The following is a 24,277-nucleotide window of genomic DNA, read 5'->3' on the forward strand; positions in this document are numbered from 1 at the left end:
GTCGTTTCGCGAAACGCAACTGAAGAAGGAGCAAACATGTCCGGAACCCTCGTGCTCGTGCGCCATGGCCAGAGCGAATGGAACCTGAAGAACCTGTTCACCGGCTGGCGCGACGTGGACCTGACCGAAAAGGGCCATGACGAGGCGCGCGCGGCCGGGCAGAAGCTGAAGGAGCGCGGCCTGAAGTTCGACATCGCCTTCACCTCCGATCTGCAACGCGCCCAGAAGACCTGCCGGCACATCCTCGATGCGGTCGGCCAGGGCGATCTCGAGACCATTCGCAACCAGGCGCTGAACGAGCGCGACTATGGCGACCTCTCCGGGCTCAACAAGGACGACGCGCGCCAGAAATGGGGCGAGGAGCAGGTGCATGTCTGGCGCCGTTCCTACGACGTGCCTCCGCCCGCCGGCGAGAGCCTGAAGGACACCGGCGCGCGCGTGTGGCCCTACTATCTGCACGACATGCAGCCGCATGTGCTGCGCGGCGAAACGGTGCTGGTGGCGGCCCACGGCAATTCGCTGCGCGCCCTCATCATGGCGCTCGACGGCCTGTCCGGCGAGGAGGTGGTGAAGGTGGAGCTCGGCACCGGCGTGCCGATCGTCTATCGCCTGAACGCCGATTCCACCGTTGCCTCGAAAGAGATCCTGGCCGGCTAGAGCATTTTGCCGCCGGACGGGCTCGTCTGGCGGTGCAAACCAACCTGGAGCCGCGGGCGTTCTTCGTAATGCCCGCGGCTCCATGCTTTTCCGAAGCGGTTCCGGCCTCGAAACCGCTTCGTCCTTTTTCCGGAATGGGCCTGAACCGTCCGCGAATACCCTTTTCGTTTCGGTCTGATCGCTGCGCACCCACCCGAGGGGTGGCCGAAGCGCGGCGATTTTTTGTCGCGGCGCGCGGTGCATAAAAGTGGTATATTATTTGCCACATTAATGCGGAGGCCGACGACAATGAACGACAGCGAAAAGCGCGACCGGGTTGTTCTATCCGGCGAACACGCCAGCGGCAGGGACTTGGAAGGCAGCAGCCTGATGCCCATGCTCATCGCGGGCCTCATCCTCATCACGGTCGGCGCGCTGGTGGTGATGGTGTTCGTCTAGATCATGCCCGAAACCGGCATCCGGCCTGCACGCGGCCGCATCACGCTGAAACTATCGGGTCTGGAAAAAGAGTGGTGCCCAGGGGCGGAATCGAACCACCGACACTGCGATTTTCAGTCGCATGCTCTACCAACTGAGCTACCTGGGCCTGTCTCGAAGAAACCGGGAGATTTCCCGGCCCAGCAGGACGCCGGAACGCCTGCGAGAGCGCGTGGGTTATAGCACGTGATTTTTGCCTGTCCAGCCGCCTTGACGGGATTTGCGGCCTCTTTTCTTCGCTTTGTCGTCCGGCACCATGGATCGCCCGCGATGCCTGTGATGCCGGACGGGCCAAGTCGTTGCAACAAAAGCGGAAATTCCCGGGTGGGTGATCCTGCGGCCCTTGAAAAGCCGCGATTGCCGTCCACCTTGCCGGCATGTGCATGGAAACCTTCATAAGGGTCTCGAGGCTCGCCGGCAAAGCACGCCATGCGGCCCGGGGCGAAGCGACTGAAACCTGACGGCCGCGCCCAGATTTGCTCCGGGAGAGACCTGAAAGCGGCTCATTCCGCGATGCCCGGTATCGCCCAGAAGGAGCGTTTCCATGATTTCCGATCCGTCCAGGCATGTCTGCAGGGGCTGCAAGCGCGAGCTGCCGCGCGCCGCGTCGCGCTGCCCGTGGTGCCAGGTGCCGGTGCCGCCCTTTGCCGGCGGTCCGCGCCGCCCGGCGCGGGTTCCGGCCCGGGTCTGAATTCGGCCTGAAGCCTTGCGGTCAGTCCTGCTTGTGGGGCTTTTCGATATGGCCGCCGAAGGCAAGGCGCATGGCCGACAGCAGCTTGTCCGCATAGGTCGAATTGCCTTGCGAGGAAAAACGGCTGTAGAGCGCCGACGACAGCACCGGCGTCGGCACGCCGGTGTCGATGGCCGCTTTCACCGTCCAGCGGCCTTCGCCCGAATCCGAAACCCGGCCGCCGAACTGCTCCAGCGCCGGGTCGGCGGCCAGCGCATCGGCGGTGAGGTCGAGCAGCCATGAGCCGATGACGCTGCCGTGGCGCCACACCTCCGCCACTTGCGCCACGTCGATGTCGAACTTGTAGTATTGCGGCTCGGAAAGTGGGGTGGTCTCGGCGTCCGCCGTGCGCTCCTGCTTGCCGGCATTGGCGGCCTTCAGGATGTTGAAGCCTTCAGCATAGGCCGCCATCATGCCGTATTCGATGCCGTTGTGGACCATCTTGACGAAATGGCCGGCACCGCTCGGGCCGCAATGCAGGTAGCCGCGCGCGGCCGTGCCGGGCGCTTTCTCATCGCCGCCGGGGGCCAGCGAGGCGAACACCGGATCCAACTGGCGCACCGCCTCGTCCGGCCCGCCGATCATCAGGCAATAGCCGCGCTCCAGCCCGTGCACGCCGCCGCTGGTGCCGACATCGACGAAATTGACGCCCTTGGCCGAAAGCCGCGCGGCAAGGTCCACGGCGTCGCGATAATTGGAGTTGCCGCCGTCGACGATGGTGTCGCCGGCCTCCATCAGTCCGGCCAGTTGCTCGACCACCGCGCCGGTGATCGCCGCCGGCAGCATCAGCCAGGCGTGACGGGGTTTTGCCAGCTTGCCGACGAACTCTTCCATGGATGCGGTGCCGACGGCCCCTTCCGCCACGAGGGCCGCGACGCTTTTCGGATCGATGTCGTAGACGACGCATTCATGTCCGGCATTCGAGAGACGCCGAACCATGTTGGCGCCCATCCTGCCCAAGCCCATCATTCCGATCTGCATGACCTGATATCCTGTGGTGATGCCGCCGGCGAAACCGTGCCGGGGGTATGGTTGCCTCCCGTCCCCCTTGCTTATTTGCGTCGCAGCGCCTCGGCAAGGGCGGCGCCCAAGGCGCCCTGCTGGGGGGTGCGCTGTTGCGGCCTGTTCTCCTCCTGCGGCTTCTTGAACGGGCGCGAATCACGCCGGCCGGCGCCGTCGTTCTGCGGGCGCCGCTCCTGCTGCGGCGCGCCGCCGTCCTTGCGCATGGAAAGGCCGATGCGCTTGCGCTTCACGTCCACCTCGACCACGCGCACCTTCACCACGTCGCCGGCCTTCACCACCTCATGCGCGTCCTTCACGAAGCGGTCGGCAAGCTGCGAGACATGCACCAGCCCGTCCTGGTGCACGCCGATGTCGACGAAGGCGCCGAAGGCCGCCACATTGGTGGCGGTGCCCTCCAGAAGCATGCCGGGCTTGAGATCCTTGATGTCGTCCACGCCCTCGGCGAAGGTCGCGGTGCGGAAGCTCGGGCGCGGATCGCGGCCGGGTTTTTCAAGTTCGGAGATGATGTCGCGCACCGTGGGCAGGCCGAAGCGCTCGTCGGCGAAGACGCGCGGATCAAGCGCCTTCAGCGCCGCACTGTCGCCCATCAGCGCGCGCACGTCGCGGCCGCAGGCGGAAACGATCTTCTTGGCCACCGCATAGGCTTCCGGGTGCACGGCCGAGGCATCGAGCGGTTCGGTGCCGTCGGGGATGCGCAGGAAGCCGGCGCATTGCTCGAAGGCGCGGGGCCCGAGGCGCGACACCTTGAGCAGGTCCTGCCGCGTGGCGAACGGGCCGTTGACGTTGCGGTGCAGCACGATGGCTTCCGCCAGCGAGGTGCCGAGGCCCGACACCCGCGACAGCAGCGGGGCGGAAGCGGTGTTGAGGTCCACGCCGACGGCGTTCACCGCATCCTCCACCACCGCGTCCAGCGCCTTCGCCAGCCGGAACTGGTCGACATCGTGCTGGTACTGGCCGACGCCGATCGACTTCGGCTCGATCTTGACCAGTTCCGCCAGCGGGTCCTGCAAGCGGCGGGCGATGGAGACGGCGCCGCGCAGCGACACGTCGAGGTCCGGGAACTCGGCCGCGGCCGTCGACGAAGCCGAATAGACGGAGGCGCCGGCTTCCGAGACGATGACCTTGGTGGGTTTCGGCGGCTGCATGTCGGACAGCATGTCGGCCACCAGCCTTTCGGTCTCGCGGCTGGCGGTGCCGTTGCCGATGGCGATCAGCTCCACGCCATGCTTGCGGATCAGCGCCGACAGTTCCGCCTGCGCGCCGCGCAGGTCGTTGCGCGGCTGGAACGGATAGACCGTGCTGGTGGCGAGAAGCTTTCCGGTGCCGTCCACCACGGCGACCTTGACGCCGGTGCGAATGCCCGGATCGAGGCCCATGGTCGGGCGCGAGCCGGCGGGAGCGGCAAGCAGCAGGTCCTTCAGGTTGCGGCCGAAGACGTGGATCGCCGCCTCCTCGGCCCGTTCGCGCAGGTCCCGCATCAGGTCGAGCGACAGATGCAGCGACAGCTTCACCCGCCATGTCCAGCCGGCCACCTCGGAAAGCCACACGTCACCGGGAAGGGTGCGGCCGATGGCGTAGGCGTCGCAGATCATCCGCACGGTGGGGCGCATGGGCGAGGTATCGTCGGCATCGACCTCGATGTCGAGGGCGAGCACCTCCTCGTTGCGGCCGCGCAGCATGGCCAGCGCCCGGTGGCTCGGCACTCCGGCCCAGCGCTCGGCATGGTCGAAATAGTCGGAGAATTTTGCGCCTTCCTCCTGCTTGCCGTCCACCACGCGTGCGCGCAGCACGGCGCGCTCATGCATGTAGCAGCGCAGGCGGCCGACGAGATCGGCATTTTCCGAAAACTGTTCGGCGATGATGTCGCGCGCACCTTCCAGCGCCGCCTTCACATCCGCCACCTCGTCGGTGAGATAGGCGGCCGCCAGCTCGGCCGGCACGGCGGCGCGGTCGGACAGGATCGCCTCGGCCAGCGGCCCGAGCCCCCGCTCGCGGGCGATCTCGGCCTTGGTGCGGCGCTTCGGCTTGTAGGGCAGGTAGATGTCCTCAAGCTCGGCCTTGGTGGCGGCGGCGGCGATCCTGGCTTCCAGCTCCGGCGTCAGCTTGCCCTGCTCGCGGATGGAGGACAGGATGGTGTCGCGGCGCGCATCCATCTCGCGCAGATAGGCGAGGCGTTCGGACAGCGTGCGCAATTGCGTGTCGTCCAGCCCGCCGGTCGCCTCCTTGCGATAGCGGGCGACGAACGGCACCGTGGCCCCGTCGTCCAGCAGCGTGATCGCGGCGGCCGCCTGGTCGGGCCGGGCGTTGATCTCGGCGGAAATGATCGCTGCGATGCGCTTGATGTCGGTGCTCATGCCTGTCCCGGATTCGTTGATGGGCAGCGACCATAGAGCAAGACCGGCGAAAGTGGGAACCGGTTTCGGACGGTCAGTTCAGATAAAGGATGGAGGCATTGAGCAGCGTGGCGAACGCGACCCACAGCGCATAGGGCGCGAACATGAGGGCTGAGGGCCTGTCGCTGCTGGCGGTTCGGGCAATGAACCACAGGATCGTCACCAGCAGCAGCAGGATGACGATGAGCGCAGCCGCCGTGGCATGCGCGGCAAAGAAGATCGGCGACCATGCGAAGTTGAGTGCCATCTGGACGAACCAGAGCTTCATGGCGATGCCGGACGGATCGCGCCGCCATGTGCGCCAGCCGACGATGGCGATCAGGATGTAGAGGATCGTCCAGACCGGGGCGAACAGCCAGTTCGGTGGATTGAAAGCCGGCTTGACGAGTCCCGCATACCATTCGCCGGGCGGCGTCGCGATGCCGATCGCCATGCCCGCGCCCACGACGGCCAGCAGAAAGACGCCAAGCGATGCATATCTGTTCAAGGTAGACCCCTGTGGTGGCGGCACCGGTGCAAACTGGGGCGCGAGCCGGACAGGTCAAGTGCGGCGAAGCGCGCAGAAATAGAAGCCGTCGGTGCCCGTGCGTGCGGGCGAAAGGGAAACGCCCATGCCGATGCGCGCGCGGTCCTCGTGGCTCGGGAAATGGTGTTTCCACAGCGCCTTATGGTCTTCCGGTGCGAAGGCGGGGTTGCGTTCGGTGAAGGCTTTCGCCTGACCGTCATTTTCTTCCTGAAACACCGAGCAGGTGACATAGGCGAGCAACCCGCCGGGCTTCACGTAGGCGGCGGCCATATCGAGGATTTGCGCCTGTTCGGCGAGGCGGGCGTCGAGCTGCTGGCGCGTCAGCCGCCATTTGGTGTCGGGACGCCGCCGCCATGTGCCGGAGCCGGTGCAGGGGGCGTCGACCAGCACCACGTCCATGCGGCCTTCCAGCGGGGTGAGGTCGTCCGGTCCGGCGGCCACCTGAATGTTGCGGCTGCCCGCGCGTCTGATGCGCTCGACGATCGGCGCGAGGCGGGGCTTCAGCGCGTCATGGGCGAAGATCTGGCCCTGGTTGCGCATCGCGGCCGAAAGCGCCAGCGACTTGCCGCCGGCCCCGGCGCAATAGTCCAGCACCTGCATGCCGGGCTGGACGCCGGCCAGTTCGGAAACGATCTGCGAGCCCTCGTCCTGCACCTCGAACCGGCCCTCGGCGAAAGCCTCGCCGGTCTGGACATTGGGATGGCGGCCGCTGCCCTCGATGGGCGCGATGCGGATGCCGTGCGGGGCGATCGCGGTCGCCTGGGCGCGGGTGGCGGCGAGGTCGGCCAGCACCGCATCGCGGCCGCCTTTCAGCAGATTGGCGCGCAGGTCGAGAGGCGGACGGCGGGCGAGCGCGGCCGCCTCGGCCGCCCAGTCCTCGCCGAAGGCGGCCTTGAGCAGCGGCGCGCACCAGTCCGGACAGTCGGCGCGGGCGTCCTCGGGCATCTCCTCAGCAAGACGCTGGCGCACGGCCTGCAATTCGTCGTCGGAAAGCGGCGGCGGGGCGAACCTGTCGTCGGCCAGCAGGGCGTTGACGCCATCGGCCGTCTCCCCCCATTCGAGCAGGACCGCGCCGAAGGCGAGTGCTCTCGGGCTGTCGGCGTCGAACAGCCATGCGGCCGAGCGGCGGCGGCGCAGGGCGTCGTAGACGATGTTGCCGATGGCCGCGCGGTCGCCGCCGCCGGCAAAGCGGTGGGCGGCGCCCCAGTCGCGCAGCGCCTCGGCGGCCGGCCGCTGCCGTCCATCGATATCGGCCAGCACTTCCATGGCTGCGGCCAGCCTTCCGCCCATGCGCATGTATTCTATCCGGTTTCAGGTTCAGAAAGGCTCTAAGCCGCCGGCTGCGGCTGCACAACCCCGGCTGCTCAAAGAACATGGCTGCAAAGAAAAGAGCCGCAGGGGGGGGTCCCCGCGGCCCGGATCGAAAGGCCGGTTGCGGCTTGCGGCTGCGTGAAAGCCTACTCGGCCACGGCGCGGCGGCCGGTCATGGTCTCGATGATGACGCGGTAGAACAGATGCGGCGTCGGGCCTTCCGGCGCCGGCTTCAGCCCGCCCGGCTCCCACCAGTTGGCATGGGTGCTGAGCAGCGACCAGGCATGGTCGCGGGCATGTTTCCAGCCGATCCGGTCCGGCAGTTCCTCGAACGTGCCGTTGACGACGACGCTGCGCCATTCGCCATGCTGGCCGAACTCGTCGGCCTGCACGCACACCAGCGGATTGACCCGCATCCAGTCGATCTTCTGGCCGGTGAGCGAGAAGCTGTAGAGATGGTTGCCCTCCAGCGCGAAGGTGATCGGCACGACATAGGGCTGGCCGTTCCGGCTGCAGCCCAGTCTGCCGACGCGTTGCGCCGACAGCAGCGCCATGCACTCGACCCGGCTCATTTCGGTGATGATCATGCCGCCTTCTCCCTCGTTGCCAATCCTGAAGACCCGATGCCTTTCAGCGCACCACCAGCACCGGAACCTTGGCGCTGGCCACCACTTCGGCTGTCTGGCTGCCCAGCATAACCCGGTTGATGCCGGTGCGGCCATGGGAAGACATCACGATCAGGCTGCAGCCGCATTCCTGCGCCGCCTCGACCAGCGCGCCGGCCACCAGCCGCCACGGCACGTGCACGGTCTCGATGGGGATACCGAGCGCCTCGGCCTTGCGGCGGATCGGCTCCAGTATGCGCTGGGCGATGCGGGCCTGCGCTTCGTCGAAGGCGGCCACCTCCGTTTCGCTGGGCGACCACAGGTCGGAGGCGAAGGCGAACTGGCCGCCGAGCGGTTCGGTCACCGTCACGGCGGTGACCTTGCTGCCGTGCTTCTTGGCCAGTTCCAGCCCGTGATCGACACCCGCCTGCGCGGCTTCGGACCCGTCGCTGGACACAAGAATATGCTCGTACATCGCCATTCACCCCCAGGGGCTGCATCGCCTCGCACGGCCAGCGAACCATTGCCCGCGCCCGCATACAAGCCGCATCTTGTCGCGGGCTCAGCCGGTGGCGGGAATCCGTTCGTAGCGGGTGAGGCTGGCATAGCGCTTGCGTGGTCCCGACACCCGCCAGAACTCGATCCAGCAATCGCGGCTGCGGAAGACGAAACGGCCTTCATAGAAGTCGTCGCCGCAGTGATGGCGCACGCTCTGGCTGGCCGACAGGCCAAGCCGCACGAATTCCGAGCCGTTCGGGAACAGGACGTCGACACCGTCGGCGTCCATCGACAGGCGGTAGAGACGCCTCGCCTCCGTCGTGCCATGATCGCTGCGCAACTCGCCGGTTTCGGTGATGGCGTCGGCCTCGATCCGTGCCTGCCCGGCAAAGCGCAGATGGGCGTGGCCGAGATGGTCGACCAGCCGGCGGCGCACCGTCCACAGGCCGATGAAATCGGCCGGGCCCGATGCCAGGGGCGCGGAGATCGAGGTGCGGTCGGAAGCTGACATGGCATGCACAGGCGTCATCCATCCACCATGGCCGGTCGTTTTGCCGCCCGCAAGCGCCGATTGCCGGGTCCGGCGGGATCGAATATCCGCGATCGTTCGGAGAAATCGAACATTACGACATAAATAATGCGTTGGATTGCATATAACGGAAATGGCATTCCCCATTCGACCTGAATTGGAGAATGTCGTGTCTGCAAGTGAAAGCTTCCTGTCGGCGCCGGTTGCCAGCAAGGCGACCGTCAAGCGCGCCGGTGGCGTCTGGCCCGGGCTGGTGCTGGTCGGCGTCATCACCGGCGCGGGCTATTCGCTGCGCGAAATGCCGGGCCTCGTCATCTTCAGCCCGATGATCCTGGCGGTGATCATCGGCATGCTGTTCGCCAACACGGTGGGGGTCGCGGCCAACACCAAGGAAGGCATCCGCTTCAGCCAGAAGACGCTGCTGCGCCTGGCCATCGTCCTGCTCGGCTTCCAGTTGACGGTCGACCAGGCGGCCTCCATCGGCCTCGGCGGCTTCGGAATCATCGCCCTGACGCTGGTGACGACGTTCCTGTTCACCCTTGGCGTCGCCCGCCTGCTCGGCGTCGAGCGGCGGCTTGCGCAACTGATCGCCGCCGGCACGTCGATCTGCGGCGCCTCGGCCATCGTGGCGGCCAATGCCGTCACCAATGCGCGCGACGAGGACGTCGCCTATGCGGTGGCCTCGATCACCCTGTTCGGCACCGTCGCCATGCTGGCCTATCCGCTGCTCGGCGCGCTTGCCGGCCTCGACCAGAACGCCTTCGGCCTGTGGGCCGGCGCCTCCATCCACGAGGTCGCGCAGGTCATCGGCGCCGCCTTCCAGTACGGGGCGCAGGCCGGCGAGGCGGGCACCGTCTCGAAGCTCACCCGCGTCGCCCTCCTCGCGCCGATGGTGTTCGCCATGGGCTTTGCCGCCCGCCGCTCCGGCGGCGGCGAAAGCGGCGCCCGCCCGCCGATGCCGTGGTTCGTGCTGGGCTTTGTCGCCGTCGTGCTGTGGAACAGCTTCGTCGGCCTGCCCGACACGGTGCGCCCGCTGGTCGTCTTCGTCACCACCCTGATGCTGACCATGGGGCTTGCCGCCATGGGGCTGAATGCCAATGTGTCGGAGATCAGGTCGCGCGGCCTGGCGCCGCTTCTGCTTGCGCTTTCCGCGTTTGTGTTTATCGCTGGCTTCAGTCTGCTGTTGGTGAAGCTGTTGGGTTGAACGCGGGAAATGACGCTTGAGCAGTTGCGCATCTTCGTCGCCGTCGCCGAGCGCGAGCATGTGACGCGGGCTGCCGCAGACCTCAATCTTACCCAATCGGCGACGAGCGCGGCAGTGTCCGCGCTTGAGGCGCGTTATGCGACCAAGCTGTTCGACCGGGTCGGGCGGCGCATCGCGCTGACCGACGCCGGCCGCACCTTTCTGGCCGAGGCCAAGGCCGTGCTGGCCCGCGCCGCCGGCGCCGAACTGGTGCTGGCCGATCTCGCCGGCCTGAAGGTCGGCTCGCTCAGGCTGGCCGCCAGCCAGACCGTGGGCAACTACTGGCTGCCCGGCTTCGTCCACCGGTTCCGCTCCGCCTATCCCGGCCTTGCTGTGGAACTGACCATGGGCAACACCGAGACGGTGGCGGCGATGGTGCGCAAGGGCGAGGCCAATCTGGGCTTCGTCGAGGGCGATGTCGAGGACCAGGCCCTGAACGTCGCCGCGGTCGCCGACGACGACATGGTGCTGATCGTGGCGCCGGGCCATGCATGGGCCGGCAGCCTCGACGGAGCGGCCCTCGACCTGAGGGCCTCGCCCTGGGTGATGCGCGAGCATGGCTCCGGCACCCGCTCCATCCTGGAGGCCATGCTGAAGGCGCACGGTCACCGCCTGGCGGATGTCGAGATCAGCCTGGAGTTCCCCTCCAACGAGGCGGTGCGGGTGGCCGTGGAGGCGGGCGCGGGGGCGACGGTGATGTCGCGGCTCGTGGTCGCCAACGCCCTGAAGGCCGGCCGTCTGGCGGCGGTGAACTATCCGGTGCCGCGCCGCAAGTTCTTCATGCTGCGCCACACCCAGCATCACGAGACGGCAGCCGAACGCGAATTCGTCCGGCTGGTGAGCGAAGGCTGAGTTTCCGCTTCAGTGCGTGCGGCGGCGGTAGATCCACAGCCGCGCCGGCGGGATGTTGCGCAGGATGAAGTCGAAATGCTCGACGGTATAGTCGCCGCGTCCCGGCGGGATGGGCGACATCGGGCCGTAGGTGATCTGCACCACCGGCCTGCCTTCCGGCATGCGTGACAAAAGCCCGTCGAGATATTCGACGCGGCGCGGGACCGGGAAATTGAGCAGCGGCACGCCCGAGATGATCGAATCGAAGGTCAGGTCGGCCGCCTTGCCGAGCGTGGTGTCGAGATTGAAGGCATCGCCCTCGATGACGTTCACGCCGGGGAAATTGGTTCGCAGGTGGCGGGCGAAATCGGCCGAATATTCGACCGCATAGAGGTTCTGCGGCCTCACGCCGTGCCTGAGGATGGCCTTGGTGATGACGCCGGTGCCGGGGCCGAGCTCCAGCACCGGCAGGCCGGAGCCGAGGTCGATGACGGAGGCCATGCGCCGCGCGGTGACCGAACTGGTGGGAACGATGGCGCCGACCGCTTTCGGCTTGTCGATCCAGCCCTTGAAGAATTTGAGCTCGTCGTCGAACTTTGCCGCCAGCGTCTTGCGCAGTCCGGTTCCTCTAGCCATGCAAATCTCCTGCGGCCCCCGTCGTCGTACTTAGCATCTGGCTGGCCCGGTTCAAGGAAAAATCTGGCCTAAGATGCTGATGCCGCGACGGAAGCGGACAGGGCCCCGTCTCGCTGTGCGGCGGCCCCTTACTTCTCGGCAAAGGAATCGAAGAAGTCCTTCATGCGGGTGAAGAAGCCGCTCGATTGCGGCGAGTTCTCCTGGCTGGAGATCTGTTCGAACTCCTCCAGCAATTCGCGCTGGCGCCGGGTCAGGTTCTGCGGCGTCTCGACCGCCGTCTGGATGTAGAGATCGCCGATCTGCGGCTGGCGCAGCACCGGCATGCCCTTGCCCTTGAGGCGGAACTGGCGGCCGTTCTGGGTGCCTTCCGGCACCTTCACGCGGGTCTGGCTGCCGTCCAGCGTCGTCACCTCGAAGGAGCCGCCGAGCGCCGCCGTGGTCATCGAGATCGGCACCTTGCAATAGAGGTCGGCGCCGTCGCGCTGGAAGAATTCGTGCGGCTTCACCGACAGGAAGATGTAGAGGTCGCCGGCAGGCCCGCCGCGCAGGCCCGCCTCGCCCTCGCCGGCCAGCCGGATGCGGGTGCCGTCCTCGATGCCGGCCGGGATGTTGACCGACAGCGAGCGCTCCTCGGTGGTGCGGCCCTGGCCATGGCACTTGCCGCACGGATCCTTGATGGTCTGGCCGCGCCCCTGGCATTGCGGGCAGGTGCGCTCGATGGAGAAGAAGCCCTGGCTGGCGCGCACCTTGCCGTGGCCGCCGCACATGGTGCAGGTGACCGGCTGGGTGCCGGGCTTGGCGCCGGAGCCGGCGCATTCGTCGCAGGAGACCGAGGCCGGCACATGGATCTGTGCCGTCTTGCCGGTGAAGGCTTCCTCCAGCGAAATTTCCATGTTGTAGCGCAGGTCGGCGCCGCGTTCGCGCCCGCCGGAGGAGCGGCGGCGCCCGCCGCCCATCATCTCGCCGAAGATGTCCTCGAAGATGTCGGCGAAGCCGCCGGCGGCAAAGCCGTGGGCGGCGCCGTTCATGCCGCCGTTCTCGAAGGCCGCATGGCCGAAGCGGTCGTAGGCGGCCCGCTTCTGCGGGTCCTTGAGGCACTCATAGGCCTCGTTGATTTCCTTGAACTTGTGCTCGCAGGCGTGGTCGCCCGGATTGCGGTCGGGATGGAACTGCATGGCGAGCTTGCGGAAGGCGCTCTTGAGTTCCTTGTCGTCCGCGCTTTTGCTCACACCGAGCGTTTCGTAGAAATCAGCCTTCATTTAAAGCCCGTCTTGGTTCTGCTGCCCGATGGCTCCAAATCGGCCGAAACGGCCATTCCTTGTCGATCGAAGCGTCTGGAACGATTTTCCGGTTACCGGCCTGTGTGCCGCATTGTCATGCGCCTGAAACGCACGGTTCCCGGAGCGTTCCGCTTTTCTTTCGTGGCCTTCGATTTAGGTGCTGCGCGGTCCCGATGCCAGAGCCGGCAAAGGTCCGGGCGCATTTTTCCGGCCGAAGTTGCAGAAAAGCCCGGCCTGGACCGGGCTTTTCACTGTTCGCGTCGAAGATCAGGCCGACTTCTTCTTGTCGTCGTCCTCGTTGATCTCCTCGAAGTCGGCGTCGACCACGTCGCCGTCCTTGGCGGCATCCGCCTTGGCGTCGGCTTCGGCCGCTTCCTTCTGCGAGGCCTCGTACATGGCCTGGCCGAGCTTCATCGAAACCTCGGCCAGCGTCTGGGTCTTGGCCTCGATGTCGGCCGGGTCGTCGCCCTCGGCGGCGGTCTTCAGCGCCGCAATGGCGTCGGAGATGGCCGTGCGGTCGGCTTCCGAAACCTTGTCGCCATAGTCCTTCAGCGACTTCTCGCTGGAATGGATCAGCGATTCGGCCTGGTTGCGGGCCTCGACCAGCGCCTTGCGCTTCTTGTCGGCCTCGGCATTGGCCTCGGCGTCCTTGACCATCTTCTCGATGTCGGCGTCGGACAGGCCGCCCGAAGCCTGGATGCGGATCTGGTGCTCCTTGCCGGTGCCCTTGTCCTTGGCCGAGACGTTGACGATGCCGTTGGCGTCGATGTCGAAGGTGACCTCGATCTGCGGCACGCCGCGCGGTGCGGGCGGGATGCCGACCAGATCGAACTGGCCGAGCAGCTTGTTGTCGGCCGCCATCTCGCGCTCGCCCTGGAAGACCCGGATCGTCACCGCGTTCTGGTTGTCCTCGGCGGTGGAGAAGGTCTGGCTCTTCTTGGTCGGGATGGTGGTGTTGCGCTCGATGAGGCGAGTGAACACGCCGCCCAGCGTCTCGATGCCCAGCGACAGCGGGGTCACGTCGAGCAAGAGCACGTCCTTGACGTCGCCCTGCAGCACGCCGGCCTGGATCGCCGCGCCCATCGCCACCACCTCGTCGGGGTTGACGCCCTTGTGCGGCTCCTTGCCGAAGAACTGCTTCACCACTTCCTGGATCTTGGGCATGCGGGTCATGCCGCCGACCAGGACTACCTCGTCGATCTCGCCCGCCTTGATGCCGGCATCCTTGAGCGCCGCCTTGCACGGCTCGATGGTGCGCTGGACGAGGTCGTCGACCAGGCTCTCGAACTTGGCGCGGGTCAGCTTCAGCGTCAGGTGCTTCGGGCCGCTGGCGTCGGCGGTGATGAAGGGCAGGTTGATCTCGGTCTGCGTGGTGGACGACAGCTCGATCTTGGCCTTCTCGGCAGCTTCCTTCAGGCGCTGCAGGGCGAGCTTGTCGTTGCGCAGGTCGATGCCCTGGTCCTTCTTGAACTCGTCGGCCAGATACTCGACCAGACGCATGTCGAAGTCCTCGCCGCCGAGGAAGGTGTCGCCATTGGTCGACTTAACCTCGAACACGCCGTCGCCGATCTCCAGCACGGAGATGTCGAAGGTGCCGCCGCCAAGGTCGTAGACGGCGATGGTCTTGCCGTCCTTCTTGTCGAGGCCGTAGGCAAGTGCTGCCGCAGTCGGCTCGTTGATGATGCGCAGCACTTCCAGACCGGCGATCTTGCCGGCGTCCTTGGTGGCCTGGCGCTGGGCGTCGTTGAAATAGGCGGGAACGGTGATGACGGCCTTCTCGACCTTCTCGCCGAGATAGGCTTCCGCCGTCTCCTTCATCTTCTGCAGGATCATGGCCGAGATCTGCGAGGGCGACTGCTTCTTAGCCCCGGCCTCGACCCAGGCGTCGCCATTGTCGCCCTTGACGATCTTGTAGGGCACGAGGCCCTTGTCCTTTTCGGTGACCGGATCGTCATAGCGGCGGCCGATGAGGCGCTTGACCGCAAAGACGGTGTTTTCGGGATTGGTGACCGCCTGGCGCTTGGCCGGCTGGCCGACGAGGCGTTCGCCGTCGGAGGTGAAGGCGACGATCGAGGGGGTGGTGCGCGCGCCTTCCGCGTTTTCGATCACTTTGGCGTCCTTGCCGTCCATCACGGCGACGCAGGAATTCGTGGTTCCGAGGTCGATGCCGATTACTTTAGCCATTGGTTCATTCTCTCCTTCAAGCAGGCTTTCAAGGACCCTGTCAGGCGTTCCGGCGAAAGCCCCTGTTCACAAGAATTTCCGTACGCGCCCGCTTGCATGGAACGGCCGGTACGGATCTGCGGCGTATATAAGAACAGGCTTCGCGGCGTGCAAGCGTTCTGCGCGCTGCTGACATGCTTGCAAGGCCCGGCGCGGCGAATCGGCGCAAAAAAGGCGTGAAATCACGCTTTTTGGCCGTTTCTGGCCTCCGATCGCGGCTCCCGGGCGGGAAAAATTTGACCTTGGGCGGCGGCCCGCATAGAGCAGGCCGGCCGGCATCGAAGCCGGCTTCACCAACAGGACCAACGACATGGCCGGAAACGACGCCCTCGACCTCAACCCGGAACTTCTCGCCGCCGCCGGCGAGAACAAAGCCTGGCCGTTCGAGGAAGCGAAAAAAATCGTCGCCCGCTATGCAAAGACCGGGTTTCCGGAAACGATCCTGTTCGAGACCGGCTACGGCCCCTCGGGCCTGCCGCATATCGGCACCTTCGGCGAGGTGGCGCGCACCACCATGGTGCGCCATGCCTTCCGCATCCTCACGCAGGACAAGGTCAGGACGCGGCTTCTGGTGTTCTCCGACGACATGGACGGCATGCGCAAGATCCCGGACAACGTGCCCGACCGCGCCGCGCTGGAGCCTTACCTGCATATGCCGCTCACCGTCGTGCCGAACCCGTTCGGCGGCGACTACGCGAGCTTCGGCCATCACAACAACGCCATGCTGCGCCGCTTCCTCGACACCTTCGGCTTCGACTACGAGTTCGCCAGCGCGACCGATTACTACAAGGAAGGCCGCTTCGACGAGGTGCTGCTGCGCGCCGCAGAGCGCTATGACGACATCATGAAGGTGATGCTGCCGACGCTGGGCGAGGAGCGCCAGGCCACCTACAGCCCCTTCCTGCCGATATCGCCCAAGAGCGGCCACGTGCTCTACGTGCCGATGAAGCATGTCGACGCCGAGGCCGGCACCGTCACCTTCGACGACGAGGACGGCACCGAGACCACGCTGCCGGTCACCGGCGGCGCGGTGAAGCTGCAATGGAAGCCGGATTTCGGCATGCGCTGGGCGGCGCTCGACGTCGATTTCGAGATGTTCGGCAAGGACCACCAGACCAACGCCGCGATCTACGACCGCATCTGCGAGATCCTCGGCGGGCGCGCGCCGGAACATTTCGTCTACGAACTGTTTCTCGACGAGAACGGCCAGAAGATCTCCAAGTCGAAGGGCAATGGCCTGACCATCGACGAGTGGCTGACCTACGCGCCGACCGAGAGCCTGGCGCTCTATATGTTCCAGAAGCCGCGCGTGGCCAAGAAGCTCTATTTCGATGTCATCCCGCGTGCCGTGGACGAATATTACCAGTTCCTGTCGGCCTATCCGAAGCAGGACTGGAAGAACCGTCTCGGCAATCCGGTCTGGCACATCCACAACGGCAATCCGCCTTCCATCGACCTGCCGGTGCCGTTCGCGCTGCTGCTCAATCTGGTCAGCGTCTCCAACGCCCAGAACAAGGATGTGCTGTGGGGCTTCATCTCGCGCTACGCGCCGGGTGTGACGCCTGCGACGCATCCCGAACTGGACAGGTTGACCGGCTACGCGATCCGCTATTTCGACGATTTCGTGAAGCCGTCGAAGGTCTACCGCGCGCCGGACGAGGTGGAGCGCGAGGCGCTGGCGAAGCTGTCGCAGGCGCTGGCCGCCCTGCCGCAGGACGCCGACGGCGAGGCGATCCAGAACGCGGCGCTCAATGTGGCGCGCGCCATCGAGCGCTATCAGGACCACGCCAAGAAGAGCCCGGAGGGCGGACCGGGTGTCTCGGTCGCCTTCTTCCAGATGATCTATCAGGTGCTGATCGGTCAGGAGCGCGGTCCGCGCTTCGGCTCCTTCGCCGCGCTCTACGGCATCGCCGAGACCCGGGAGCTTATCGGGAAGGCGCTGGAAGGCCGTCTGGCGGCGTAGCCGGTACAAGTTCGGGAGGGCCGGGCAGCTCGATGATGCTGTCCGGCGCCGCCGGGGCTCCCGATCCCTGCGCCGGTGCCGGCGGCAGGCCCGAAAGGTCCGGCGCGTGGCCATAGATGCCTTTCCTGCCTTTTCGTGCCTTCTCCGCCGCCTGCGCATAGGGGCCGTCCTGCCGGGCGCGTGCCCAGCCGTTTTCCACCAGCCATTCGCCGATGTCCTGCCTGGCCAGCCGGCAGCGGGCGGTGAAATCGCCCTCGCTGTCATTTTCGGGTATGTCGCAGACCACGGCGCGGCCGCGCAGGAAGGTGCGGAAGGCGGTCGTGGCGCGGGTGCCGCACGGCCATTGCCGGCCGCTGTCCGTGCAGGTTTCGTCCGGCGCCACCGGGTCGATGCCGGCGACGGTCACGGTCCGGCCCTGCGCCTTGATGCGCCCGGCGCCGGTGGCGAGCGGGCGAAACAGCGTCGCGCCCTTCCATTCGGCATCGGGCTTCGGCTTGGGCGGAACGGCGAGGGAAAGCTCGCTCAGCGGCTCGCGCGGCGGCAGCCGTTCCAGTTCGGAGGGCTCCAGCGGCGGCGGGGCGATGACGTCCGGCTCGATCGGCCGCGAGGGGAGGGAAGATTGCGGCACGGCTTCGGAGGGCTCGGGTGCGGTGTCCTCCGGTTCCGCCTCCGGGAAGACATCGTTGATTTCCGTGTCGAAGACGATGCCGCTTTCGGATTGCGGTTCCGCATCGGCCCCCGGATTCAGCGCCCTTCCGCCGGCCACGACCAGAACGGTCATGATCAGCAGGCAAAGCGCCGCGAAGCCGGCATGCAGGGGTTTCATCGCTATTGGCTCGCCCACACGATCCGCGCCATCCACTCCACCTCATGGACGGGGAATTCGCGATCCGGATGTTCGGGATTGAGCGAGACCAGCGAGATCGTCCTGGCGCTCTGACGGCTGAGCACCTTGGCCATGACCTCGCCGGACGTGGTCTTGACCACCACGCGGTCGCCCTTGCGCACGCTGGCGCCCGGTTCGACGATCAGCACGTCGCCGTCGCGATAGAGCGGCAGCATGGAATCGCCCTGGACCTTCAGCGCATAGGCGGGGCCGCCGCCCGGTGCCGGCAGTTCGATCAGGTCCCAGCCATGGCCGACGGGGAAGCCGGCATCGTCGAAGAAGCCGCCGGCGCCCGCCTGCGCGAAGCCGACCAGCGGCACGGAGGGGCGCCGCGCCGGCAGGGCGTCGGGTGCGGCGGTGGCCCGGTCCTCGACCAGCGCGATAAATTCGTTCAGCGAGGAGCCGGTCGCCTCGATGATCTTGGCCAGCGATTCGGTCGACGGCCATCGCGGCCGCCCGTCGGCCGACAGCCGCTTGGACTTGTTGAAGGCGGTGGAATCGAGCCCCGCCCGCCGGGCAAGGCCCGATGCGGACAGCGAGTAGCGCTCGGCGAGCGCGTCGATGGCGGCCCATACGCGGTCATGCGAGAGCATGCGCCTGAGGTCTCCGAACAGGAAAAAATACCTTTCGATTTTTATCCCCGCCCGCCCGGCTTGTCCAGCCGCGAGGCGGCAACCGTCAGCGCTGCGCCTTGGCGGCGGCGCGCATGGCCGTATGCGAGGCCATGAAGCTGCGTTCGTCGGCATCGAGCGGGCGCGGCGTGGCCTGCTTGCCGAGCGCGATGACGACCTCCTCCATGTCGAGGAAGCGTCTGGCGGCGCGGTCATAGACGCCGGCGGTGGTCATGATCACCGCCGCCGTCTCGCCGCTTTCGAGCACGAAGCGATGCCGGCCGATGGCCTGCGTGCCTTCCCAGGTCTCGATGGAGGAAAGGACGTCGAAGCGCTGCCACAGGCGGATCTCGCGCACGAAGACGGTCTGCAACCCGCCCAGCATCGGCGCCCAGCGATGCTTGCGGGCCGCCTGCCACAACCCGGCGCGCAGGAACACGTCGATGCGGCCGACATCGGCCAGCATCATGTAGCGGGCATTGTTGAGATGAAGGTTGGCGTCGATGTCGGTCGGCAGGCAGCGGAAGCCGAGCCGGCTTTCCTCGCCCATGTGGTAGTCGCCACGGCTTTTCGCCGTCGCCATCATCCGCGCCAGCCGCGCCCACACATACATGTCAGTTCACCTTCACGGGCCCCTCGGCCGTCTTCCACCCGGGGAGAGGGCGGTTTGCGAAGCAGGCCGGGTGAGGGGAAGCAAACACCCGGCCTGCGTTTGTTTGTCCGGCGCGCGCCCCGCGTCAGGCGGCCTTCCGCGCCTCGCCGTAAGGGTCGAAGCGCTGGTAGAAGCTGTCGCCCCTGGCGGCCATGTCGACGAGCAGCTTCGGCGCCTTGAATTCCGCCCCGTATTTCTTCTGCAGCCGCTTGGCGATGCTCACGAAGCGGGCCGCGCCGATGCCGTCGATATAGGAGAGCACGCCGCCGGTATAGGGCGCGAAGCCGAAGGCCAGGATCGAGCCGACATCGGCCTCGCGCGGGTCGGTCACGATCTTTTCCTCCATCACCCGCGCCGCTTCCAGCGCAATGACGACGAGGAAGCGCTGCTTCAGCTCCTCGAAGTCGATGTCGTCGGGGTTCTGCTGCGGATAAAGGTCCTTCAGGCCCGGCCACAGATGCTTCTTGGCCGGCTTTTCCGGGTAGTCGTAGAAACCCTTGCCGTTCTTGCGGCCGAGGCGGCCGTGCTTGTCGACCATGGTGTCGACCAGCGCCATCTGTTGGGGGTCGACCGCCTTTTCGCCGAGATCGCGCAGGGTCTGCTTCATGATCTTCTGGGCGAGGTCGATGGCCGTCTCGTCGTTGAGCGCCAGCGGCCCGACCGGCATGCCGGCGGCCTTGGCGGCGTTCTCGATCATCGCGGCCGGAACGCCCTCGATCAGCATCTTGTAGGCCTCGCCGATATAGCGCAGCACGCAGCGGTTGACGAAGAAGCCGCGCGTGTCGTTGACCACGACCGGCGTCTTCTTGATCGCCCGCACATAGTCGATGGCCACGGCCAGCGCCTTGCCGCCGGTCTTCTTGCCGAGGATGATCTCGACCAGCATCATCTTGTCGACTGGGGAGAAGAAGTGGATGCCGACGAAGTTCTTCGGCCTCGCCGAGTTCTTGGCCAGCGAGGTGATCGGAATGGTCGAGGTGTTGGAGGCGAAGATAGCCGTCGACTTCAGCACGGCTTCCGCCTGCTCGGTCGCGGCCTTCTTGACGCCCGAATCCTCGAACACCGCCTCGACTACGAGGTCGCAGCCATTGAGGTCGGCATAGTCGGCGCTCGGCGTGATCAGCGCCAGAAGCTTTTCCTTGTCGGCCTGCGTGGCGCGGCCCTTCTTGATGGCGCCGTCCATCAGGCTTTCGGAATGGGCCTTGCCTTTGTCGGCGGATGCCCGGTCGCGGTCGAGCAGCACCACGGGAATGCCGGCCTTGGCTGTGACATAGGCGATGCCCGCGCCCATGAAGCCGGCGCCGATGACGCCGATCTTTTTGAACTTCGTCTCCGGCACGCCCTCGGGGCGGCGCGCGCCCTTGTTCAGCTCCTGCAACGAAATGAACAGCGAGCGAATCATCGCGGCCGCTTCCGGGCTCTGCATGATCTGCGTGAAATAGCGCTGCTCGATGCGCAGCGCGGTGTCGAACGGTACCAGAAGGCCTTCATAGACGCATTTCAGGATCGCCGCTGCGGCCGGATAGTTGCCGTAGGTCTCGCGGCGCAGGATGGCGATGGCCGGCGGCCACAGATTGGCGCCCGCCACCGAATAGACCGGCCCGCCGGGCAGCTTGAAACCCTTCTGGTCCCATGGTTGCACGGCCGAAAGCCCGTTCCTGATCAGGGTCTTGGCGGCCTCGATCAGCTTGGCCGGCTCGGCGATCTCGGTGATCAGGCCCATTGACTTGGCCTTCTTCGGCGTCAGCGTCTGGCCGCTGGTCAGCATCTGCAGGGCCTGCTGCTGGTCGGTCAGGCGCGGCACCCGCTGGGTGCCGCCGGCACCTGGGAAGATGCCGATCTTGACCTCGGGCAGCGCCATCTTGACCTTGTCGCTGTCGGCGGCGACGCGGGCGTGGCAGGCGAGCGAAAGCTCGAACGCGCCGCCCATGCAGGTGCCGTTGATGGCCGACACCCACGGCTTGCCGCAGGTTTCCAGCTTGCGGAACAGGCCGGTCATGTAGCCGGCGGTCTCGAACAGCTTCTGCGTGGCCTTGACCGGATCGCTGGCCTTCTCCTCGGCGAAGATCGACAGCATCTTTTGCAGCATGGTGATGTCGGCGCCGCCGGAGAACGTATCCTTGCCGGAGGTGATGACGGCGCCCTTGATGGCCCCGTCGCCGGTCACGCGGTCGACGATGCTGTCCAGTTCGCGCATCGCCTCTTCGGTGAACACGTTCATCGACCGGTCGGGCATGTCCCAGGTGACGAGGGCGATGCCGTCGGCATCGGTTTCGACGGTGAAGTTCTTGTAGGTCATCTGTCCTGCCCTCCGATCAGACGCGTTCGATGATGGTGGCGGTGCCCATGCCCGCACCGATGCACAGCGTCACCAGCGCGGTGTTGAGGTCGCGCCGCTCCAGCTCGTCCAGCACGGTGCCGAGAATCATCGCGCCGGTGGCTCCCAGCGGATGGCCCATGGCGATGGCGCCGCCGGCGACATTGATCTTGTCGTGCGGAATGTCGAAGGCCTGCATGTAGCGCAGCACGACGCTGGCGAAAGCCTCGTTGAGTTCGAACAGGTCGATGTCCGAGATCTTCATTCTGGCGCGCTTGAGCAGCTTCTCGGTCACGTCCACCGGACCGGTCAGCATCAGCACCGGCTCGGAACCGATATTGGCGAAGGCGCGGATGCGCGCGCGCGGCTTCGCGCCGAGCGCCTTGCCGGCCTTCTTGGAGCCGAGCAGCACGGCGGCGGCGCCGTCGACGATGCCGGAGGAATTGCCGGCGTGGTGGACGTGGTTGACCGCCTCGATCTCGGGATGCTTCTGCACGGCCACGGCGTCGAAGCCGCCCATCTCGCCCGGCATGACGAAGGACGGGTTGAGGGACGCCAGCCCCTGCATGTCGGTGTCGGGTCGCATGTGCTCGTCACGGTCGAGGATGGTCAGGCCGTTCTGGTCCCTGACCGGAATGACCGAGTTCCTGAACCAGCCCTTTTCCCAGGCATGCGCGGCGCGCTTCTGGCTCTCCACCGCATAGGCGTCGACATCGTCGCGGGAGAAGCCGTATTTGGTGGCGATGAGGTCGGCCGAGATGCCCTGCGGCACGAACCAGCCGGGCAGGCCGACCGAGGGGTCCATGAACCAGGCGCCGCCGGCCGCGCCCATGCCGACGCGGCTCATCGATTCCACGCCGCCGGCAATGACGATGTCGTCGGCGCCCTGGGCGATCTTGGCCGCGCCGAAATTGATGGCGTCGAGGCCGGAGGCGCAGAAGCGCGAGATCTGCATGCCCGGCGCCTTGTCGTCGAAGCCGGCCTCGAAGGCGGCGGCGCGCGGGATCACCGCGCCGGCTTCGCCGACCGGATCGACGCAACCGAAGATGATGTCGTCGACCGTACCGGTGTCGAGCCCGTTGCGGTCGCGGATCGCTTCCAGCGTCTTCGCAGCCAGCCGCACGGCCGGCACCTCGTGCAGCGATCCGTCCTTCTTGCCGCGCCCGCGCGGGGTGCGCACCGCGTCATAGACATAGGCTTCAGCCATGATGTGCTTCCTTCCCTGAAGATTCGAATACGGGCTCGACGCGAACGTCGGTCCTGACGGAATTGGCGATGAAGCAGACCTCATGCGCCTTGTGATGGAGGTCATCGAGCGTGGCACGGTCGGCGTCGCAGTCGATGCGCGGCCGCAGCGTCACCTTGGTCAGCGCGATGCGGCCCTCGGCGGTCTTTTCCAGGATGCCTTCCGCCGCATCGTGATAGGCGCGCACGATGACGCCGGCGCGGCGCGCAAGGTCGAGGAACGACATCATGTGGCAGGAGGACAGTGCCGCCACCATCAGTTCTTCCGGATCGACGGCCGTCGGGTCGGAATAGGGGCGCGGCACGACGCTCGGCGAGGCCGAGGCCCGCACCGCAAGGCCGTTGTCGAAGCGGATTTCATGCACGCGCGAATAGCGCCCGGCGGGGAAATTCTCTTCCGGATTGGCCTTCCACTCGATTTCCGCGACATAGGTCGACATGGGGTTCCTCAGAGGCTTCGTGCGATCAGCAGTTTCATGATCTCGTTGGTGCCGCCATAGATGCGCTGCACCCGGGCGTCGCGCCACATGCGCGCGATCGGATATTCGTTCATATAGCCATAGCCGCCATGCAGTTGCAGGCACTCGTCCATCACCCTGCCTTGCAGGTCGGAGAGCCAGTACTTGGCCATGGAGGCGGTGGCGGGGTCGAGCCCGCCCTCGATGTGGCGCTTCACGCAACCATTGTAGAAGACGCGGCCGATGGTGATTTCGGTCTTCAGTTCCGCCAGCTTGAACTGGGTGTTCTGGAAGGAAAGGATCGGCTGGCCGAAGGCCTTGCGCTCCTTGACATAGTCGATGGTCAGCGCCAGCGCCCGCTCGGCCATGGCGATCGCCGTGGTGCCGATCATCAGCCGCTCCTGCGGAAGCTGCTGCATGAGCTGGACGAAGCCCTGGCCTTCCTCCGCGCCCAGCAGGTTCGCGGTGGGCACCCGCAGGTCGTTGAAGAACAGCTCGGACGTGTCGTTGGCCTTGAGGCCGATCTTGTCGAGGTTGCGGCCGCGCTCGAAGCCTTCGGCGCCGTCCGTCTCGACCACGATCAGCGAGGTGCCCTTGGCGCCCTTGTCCGGGTCGGTCTTGGCCACGATGATGATCAGGTTGGCGTTCTGGCCGTTGGTGATGAAGGTCTTCGAGCCGTTGATGCGGTAATGGTTGCCGTCCCTGTCGGCGCGGGTGCGTATGCCCAGCAGGTCGGAGCCGGCGCCCGGCTCGGTCATGGCGATGGCGCCGATCAGCTCGCCGCTGGCCAGCTTCGGCAGCCATTTCTTCTTCTGTTCCTCCGAGCCGTAGTGGAGGATGTACGGGGCGACGATAGCGTTGTGCAGGCCGATGCCGAAGCCGTCGACGCCGACATGGCTGATGGCCTCGATGATGGCACTCTCATGGGCGAAGCTGCCGCCCGCGCCGCCATATTCCTCCGGCATGGAAGGGCAGAGCAGGCCTGCTGCGCCCGCCTTTTCCCAGGCGGAGCGGTCGACGATCTCGTTCTTCTCGTAGGCCTCGTAATGCGGCGCGACCTCCTCCGAAAGAAAGCGGTGCGCCATGTCGTAGAGCATGCCGACATCTTCGCTCGTCCATTCGGGCTTCGGCACGGAGAGCACTTCGGCGGGGCTGGTCATGGTTTTTCTCCGATGCCTCCCTC

Annotated in this window: 22 protein-coding genes and 1 tRNA gene; 5 read left to right on the plus strand and 18 right to left on the minus strand. The window is 66.3% G+C overall.

From position 1 onward, the window contains the following. Positions 1–36: 36 nt before the first annotated feature. Together ACVCNR_RS10920 and ACVCNR_RS10925 are read left to right on the plus strand one after the other, a co-directional pair. Positions 37–657, plus strand: a complete 621-nt coding sequence (locus ACVCNR_RS10920; protein ID WP_447074796.1) for a 2,3-bisphosphoglycerate-dependent phosphoglycerate mutase — start codon at positions 37–39, stop codon at positions 655–657. Between the two features lie 288 nt (positions 658–945). Beyond that, positions 946–1,095: a hypothetical protein gene (locus ACVCNR_RS10925; protein ID WP_354194361.1), complete on the plus strand. Its 150-nt coding sequence runs from the start codon at positions 946–948 to the stop codon at positions 1,093–1,095. A gap of 72 nt (positions 1,096–1,167) precedes the next feature. Here the strand turns inward: ACVCNR_RS10925 and ACVCNR_RS10930 are convergent. From ACVCNR_RS10930 to ACVCNR_RS10965, 8 genes are all read right to left on the minus strand, one after another. After that, positions 1,168–1,243, minus strand: a tRNA-Phe gene (locus tag ACVCNR_RS10930). A 603-nt stretch (positions 1,244–1,846) separates the two neighbouring features. Continuing rightward, on the minus strand, positions 1,847–2,845 hold the full coding sequence (gene gnd / locus ACVCNR_RS10935; protein WP_447074798.1) for a phosphogluconate dehydrogenase (NAD(+)-dependent, decarboxylating): 999 nt from the start codon (positions 2,843–2,845) through the stop codon (positions 1,847–1,849). 71 nt (positions 2,846–2,916) lie between these two features. Then, entirely contained in the window at positions 2,917–5,241 is a 2,325-nt protein-coding gene (locus ACVCNR_RS10940) for a Tex family protein (protein ID WP_447074799.1), read from the minus strand. Positions 5,242–5,314: 73 nt separating this feature from the next. Beyond that, positions 5,315–5,767, minus strand: a complete 453-nt coding sequence (locus tag ACVCNR_RS10945; protein WP_354194421.1) for a TspO/MBR family protein — start codon at positions 5,765–5,767, stop codon at positions 5,315–5,317. Between the two features lie 54 nt (positions 5,768–5,821). After that, on the minus strand, positions 5,822–7,102 hold the full coding sequence (locus ACVCNR_RS10950; protein WP_447074800.1) for an RsmB/NOP family class I SAM-dependent RNA methyltransferase: 1,281 nt from the start codon (positions 7,100–7,102) through the stop codon (positions 5,822–5,824). Positions 7,103–7,263: 161 nt separating this feature from the next. Next, complete coding sequence (locus ACVCNR_RS10955; RefSeq protein ID WP_447074801.1) at positions 7,264–7,704, minus strand: pyridoxamine 5'-phosphate oxidase family protein; 441 nt, start codon at positions 7,702–7,704, stop codon at positions 7,264–7,266. Between the two features lie 43 nt (positions 7,705–7,747). Next, positions 7,748–8,197, minus strand: coding sequence for a universal stress protein (locus ACVCNR_RS10960; RefSeq protein WP_354194427.1), 450 nt, complete (start codon positions 8,195–8,197; stop codon positions 7,748–7,750). An 87-nt stretch (positions 8,198–8,284) separates the two neighbouring features. Further along, positions 8,285–8,749 (minus strand): DUF6314 family protein, encoded by a 465-nt coding sequence (locus tag ACVCNR_RS10965; protein ID WP_447074802.1) that lies wholly within the window; start codon positions 8,747–8,749, stop codon positions 8,285–8,287. 169 nt (positions 8,750–8,918) lie between these two features. On the opposite strand from ACVCNR_RS10965, the gene ACVCNR_RS10970 reads away from it, so the two are divergent. Beyond that, the gene (locus ACVCNR_RS10970; RefSeq protein WP_447074804.1) at positions 8,919–9,953 is read left to right on the plus strand and encodes a YeiH family protein; all 1,035 of its coding nucleotides are present in this window, start codon (positions 8,919–8,921) and stop codon (positions 9,951–9,953) included. Between the two features lie 9 nt (positions 9,954–9,962). Continuing rightward, positions 9,963–10,844 carry a LysR family transcriptional regulator gene (locus ACVCNR_RS10975; protein ID WP_447074806.1) on the plus strand — a complete coding sequence of 294 codons (882 nt, stop codon included), beginning with the start codon at positions 9,963–9,965 and terminating at the stop codon, positions 10,842–10,844. Between the two features lie 9 nt (positions 10,845–10,853). Here ACVCNR_RS10975 and pmtA read toward each other — a convergent pair whose 3' ends face one another. The 3 genes from pmtA to dnaK form a co-directional block, all read right to left on the minus strand. After that, positions 10,854–11,459 carry a phospholipid N-methyltransferase PmtA gene (gene pmtA, locus ACVCNR_RS10980; RefSeq protein ID WP_354194435.1) on the minus strand — a complete coding sequence of 202 codons (606 nt, stop codon included), beginning with the start codon at positions 11,457–11,459 and terminating at the stop codon, positions 10,854–10,856. Positions 11,460–11,587: 128 nt separating this feature from the next. Beyond that, a complete protein-coding gene (dnaJ, locus tag ACVCNR_RS10985) occupies positions 11,588–12,718 on the minus strand; it encodes a molecular chaperone DnaJ (protein WP_354194437.1) in 1,131 nt (376 codons plus the stop codon). Positions 12,719–13,006: 288 nt separating this feature from the next. Further along, the gene (gene dnaK, locus ACVCNR_RS10990; RefSeq protein ID WP_447074808.1) at positions 13,007–14,923 is read right to left on the minus strand and encodes a molecular chaperone DnaK; all 1,917 of its coding nucleotides are present in this window, start codon (positions 14,921–14,923) and stop codon (positions 13,007–13,009) included. A 349-nt stretch (positions 14,924–15,272) separates the two neighbouring features. On the opposite strand from dnaK, the gene ACVCNR_RS10995 reads away from it, so the two are divergent. Further along, positions 15,273–16,925, plus strand: coding sequence for a lysine--tRNA ligase (locus ACVCNR_RS10995; RefSeq protein WP_447074810.1), 1,653 nt, complete (start codon positions 15,273–15,275; stop codon positions 16,923–16,925). On the opposite strand, the gene ACVCNR_RS11000 is transcribed toward ACVCNR_RS10995, so the two are convergent. The 7 genes from ACVCNR_RS11000 to ACVCNR_RS11030 form a co-directional block, all read right to left on the minus strand. Beyond that, positions 16,888–17,751: a thermonuclease family protein gene (locus tag ACVCNR_RS11000; RefSeq protein ID WP_447074812.1), complete on the minus strand. Its 864-nt coding sequence runs from the start codon at positions 17,749–17,751 to the stop codon at positions 16,888–16,890. The genes ACVCNR_RS10995 and ACVCNR_RS11000 overlap by 38 nt on opposite strands. A 2-nt stretch (positions 17,752–17,753) precedes the next feature. Then, positions 17,754–18,404: a S24 family peptidase gene (locus tag ACVCNR_RS11005; protein WP_447074813.1), complete on the minus strand. Its 651-nt coding sequence runs from the start codon at positions 18,402–18,404 to the stop codon at positions 17,754–17,756. A gap of 85 nt (positions 18,405–18,489) precedes the next feature. Beyond that, positions 18,490–19,035: a thioesterase family protein gene (locus ACVCNR_RS11010; RefSeq protein WP_354194447.1), complete on the minus strand. Its 546-nt coding sequence runs from the start codon at positions 19,033–19,035 to the stop codon at positions 18,490–18,492. Positions 19,036–19,159: 124 nt separating this feature from the next. Then, positions 19,160–21,373, minus strand: a complete 2,214-nt coding sequence (locus ACVCNR_RS11015) for a 3-hydroxyacyl-CoA dehydrogenase NAD-binding domain-containing protein (RefSeq protein WP_447074814.1) — start codon at positions 21,371–21,373, stop codon at positions 19,160–19,162. A gap of 16 nt (positions 21,374–21,389) precedes the next feature. After that, complete coding sequence (locus tag ACVCNR_RS11020) at positions 21,390–22,598, minus strand: acetyl-CoA C-acetyltransferase (protein ID WP_447074815.1); 1,209 nt, start codon at positions 22,596–22,598, stop codon at positions 21,390–21,392. After that, a complete protein-coding gene (locus tag ACVCNR_RS11025) occupies positions 22,591–23,076 on the minus strand; it encodes an OsmC family protein (protein ID WP_447074817.1) in 486 nt (161 codons plus the stop codon). The genes ACVCNR_RS11020 and ACVCNR_RS11025 overlap by 8 nt, the downstream gene beginning before the upstream one ends. Before the next feature lie 8 nt (positions 23,077–23,084). Then, on the minus strand, positions 23,085–24,254 hold the full coding sequence (locus ACVCNR_RS11030; RefSeq protein WP_447074818.1) for an acyl-CoA dehydrogenase family protein: 1,170 nt from the start codon (positions 24,252–24,254) through the stop codon (positions 23,085–23,087). Positions 24,255–24,277 lie beyond the last annotated feature (23 nt).

It is taken from the genome of Aquamicrobium terrae (genome assembly GCF_052978165.1).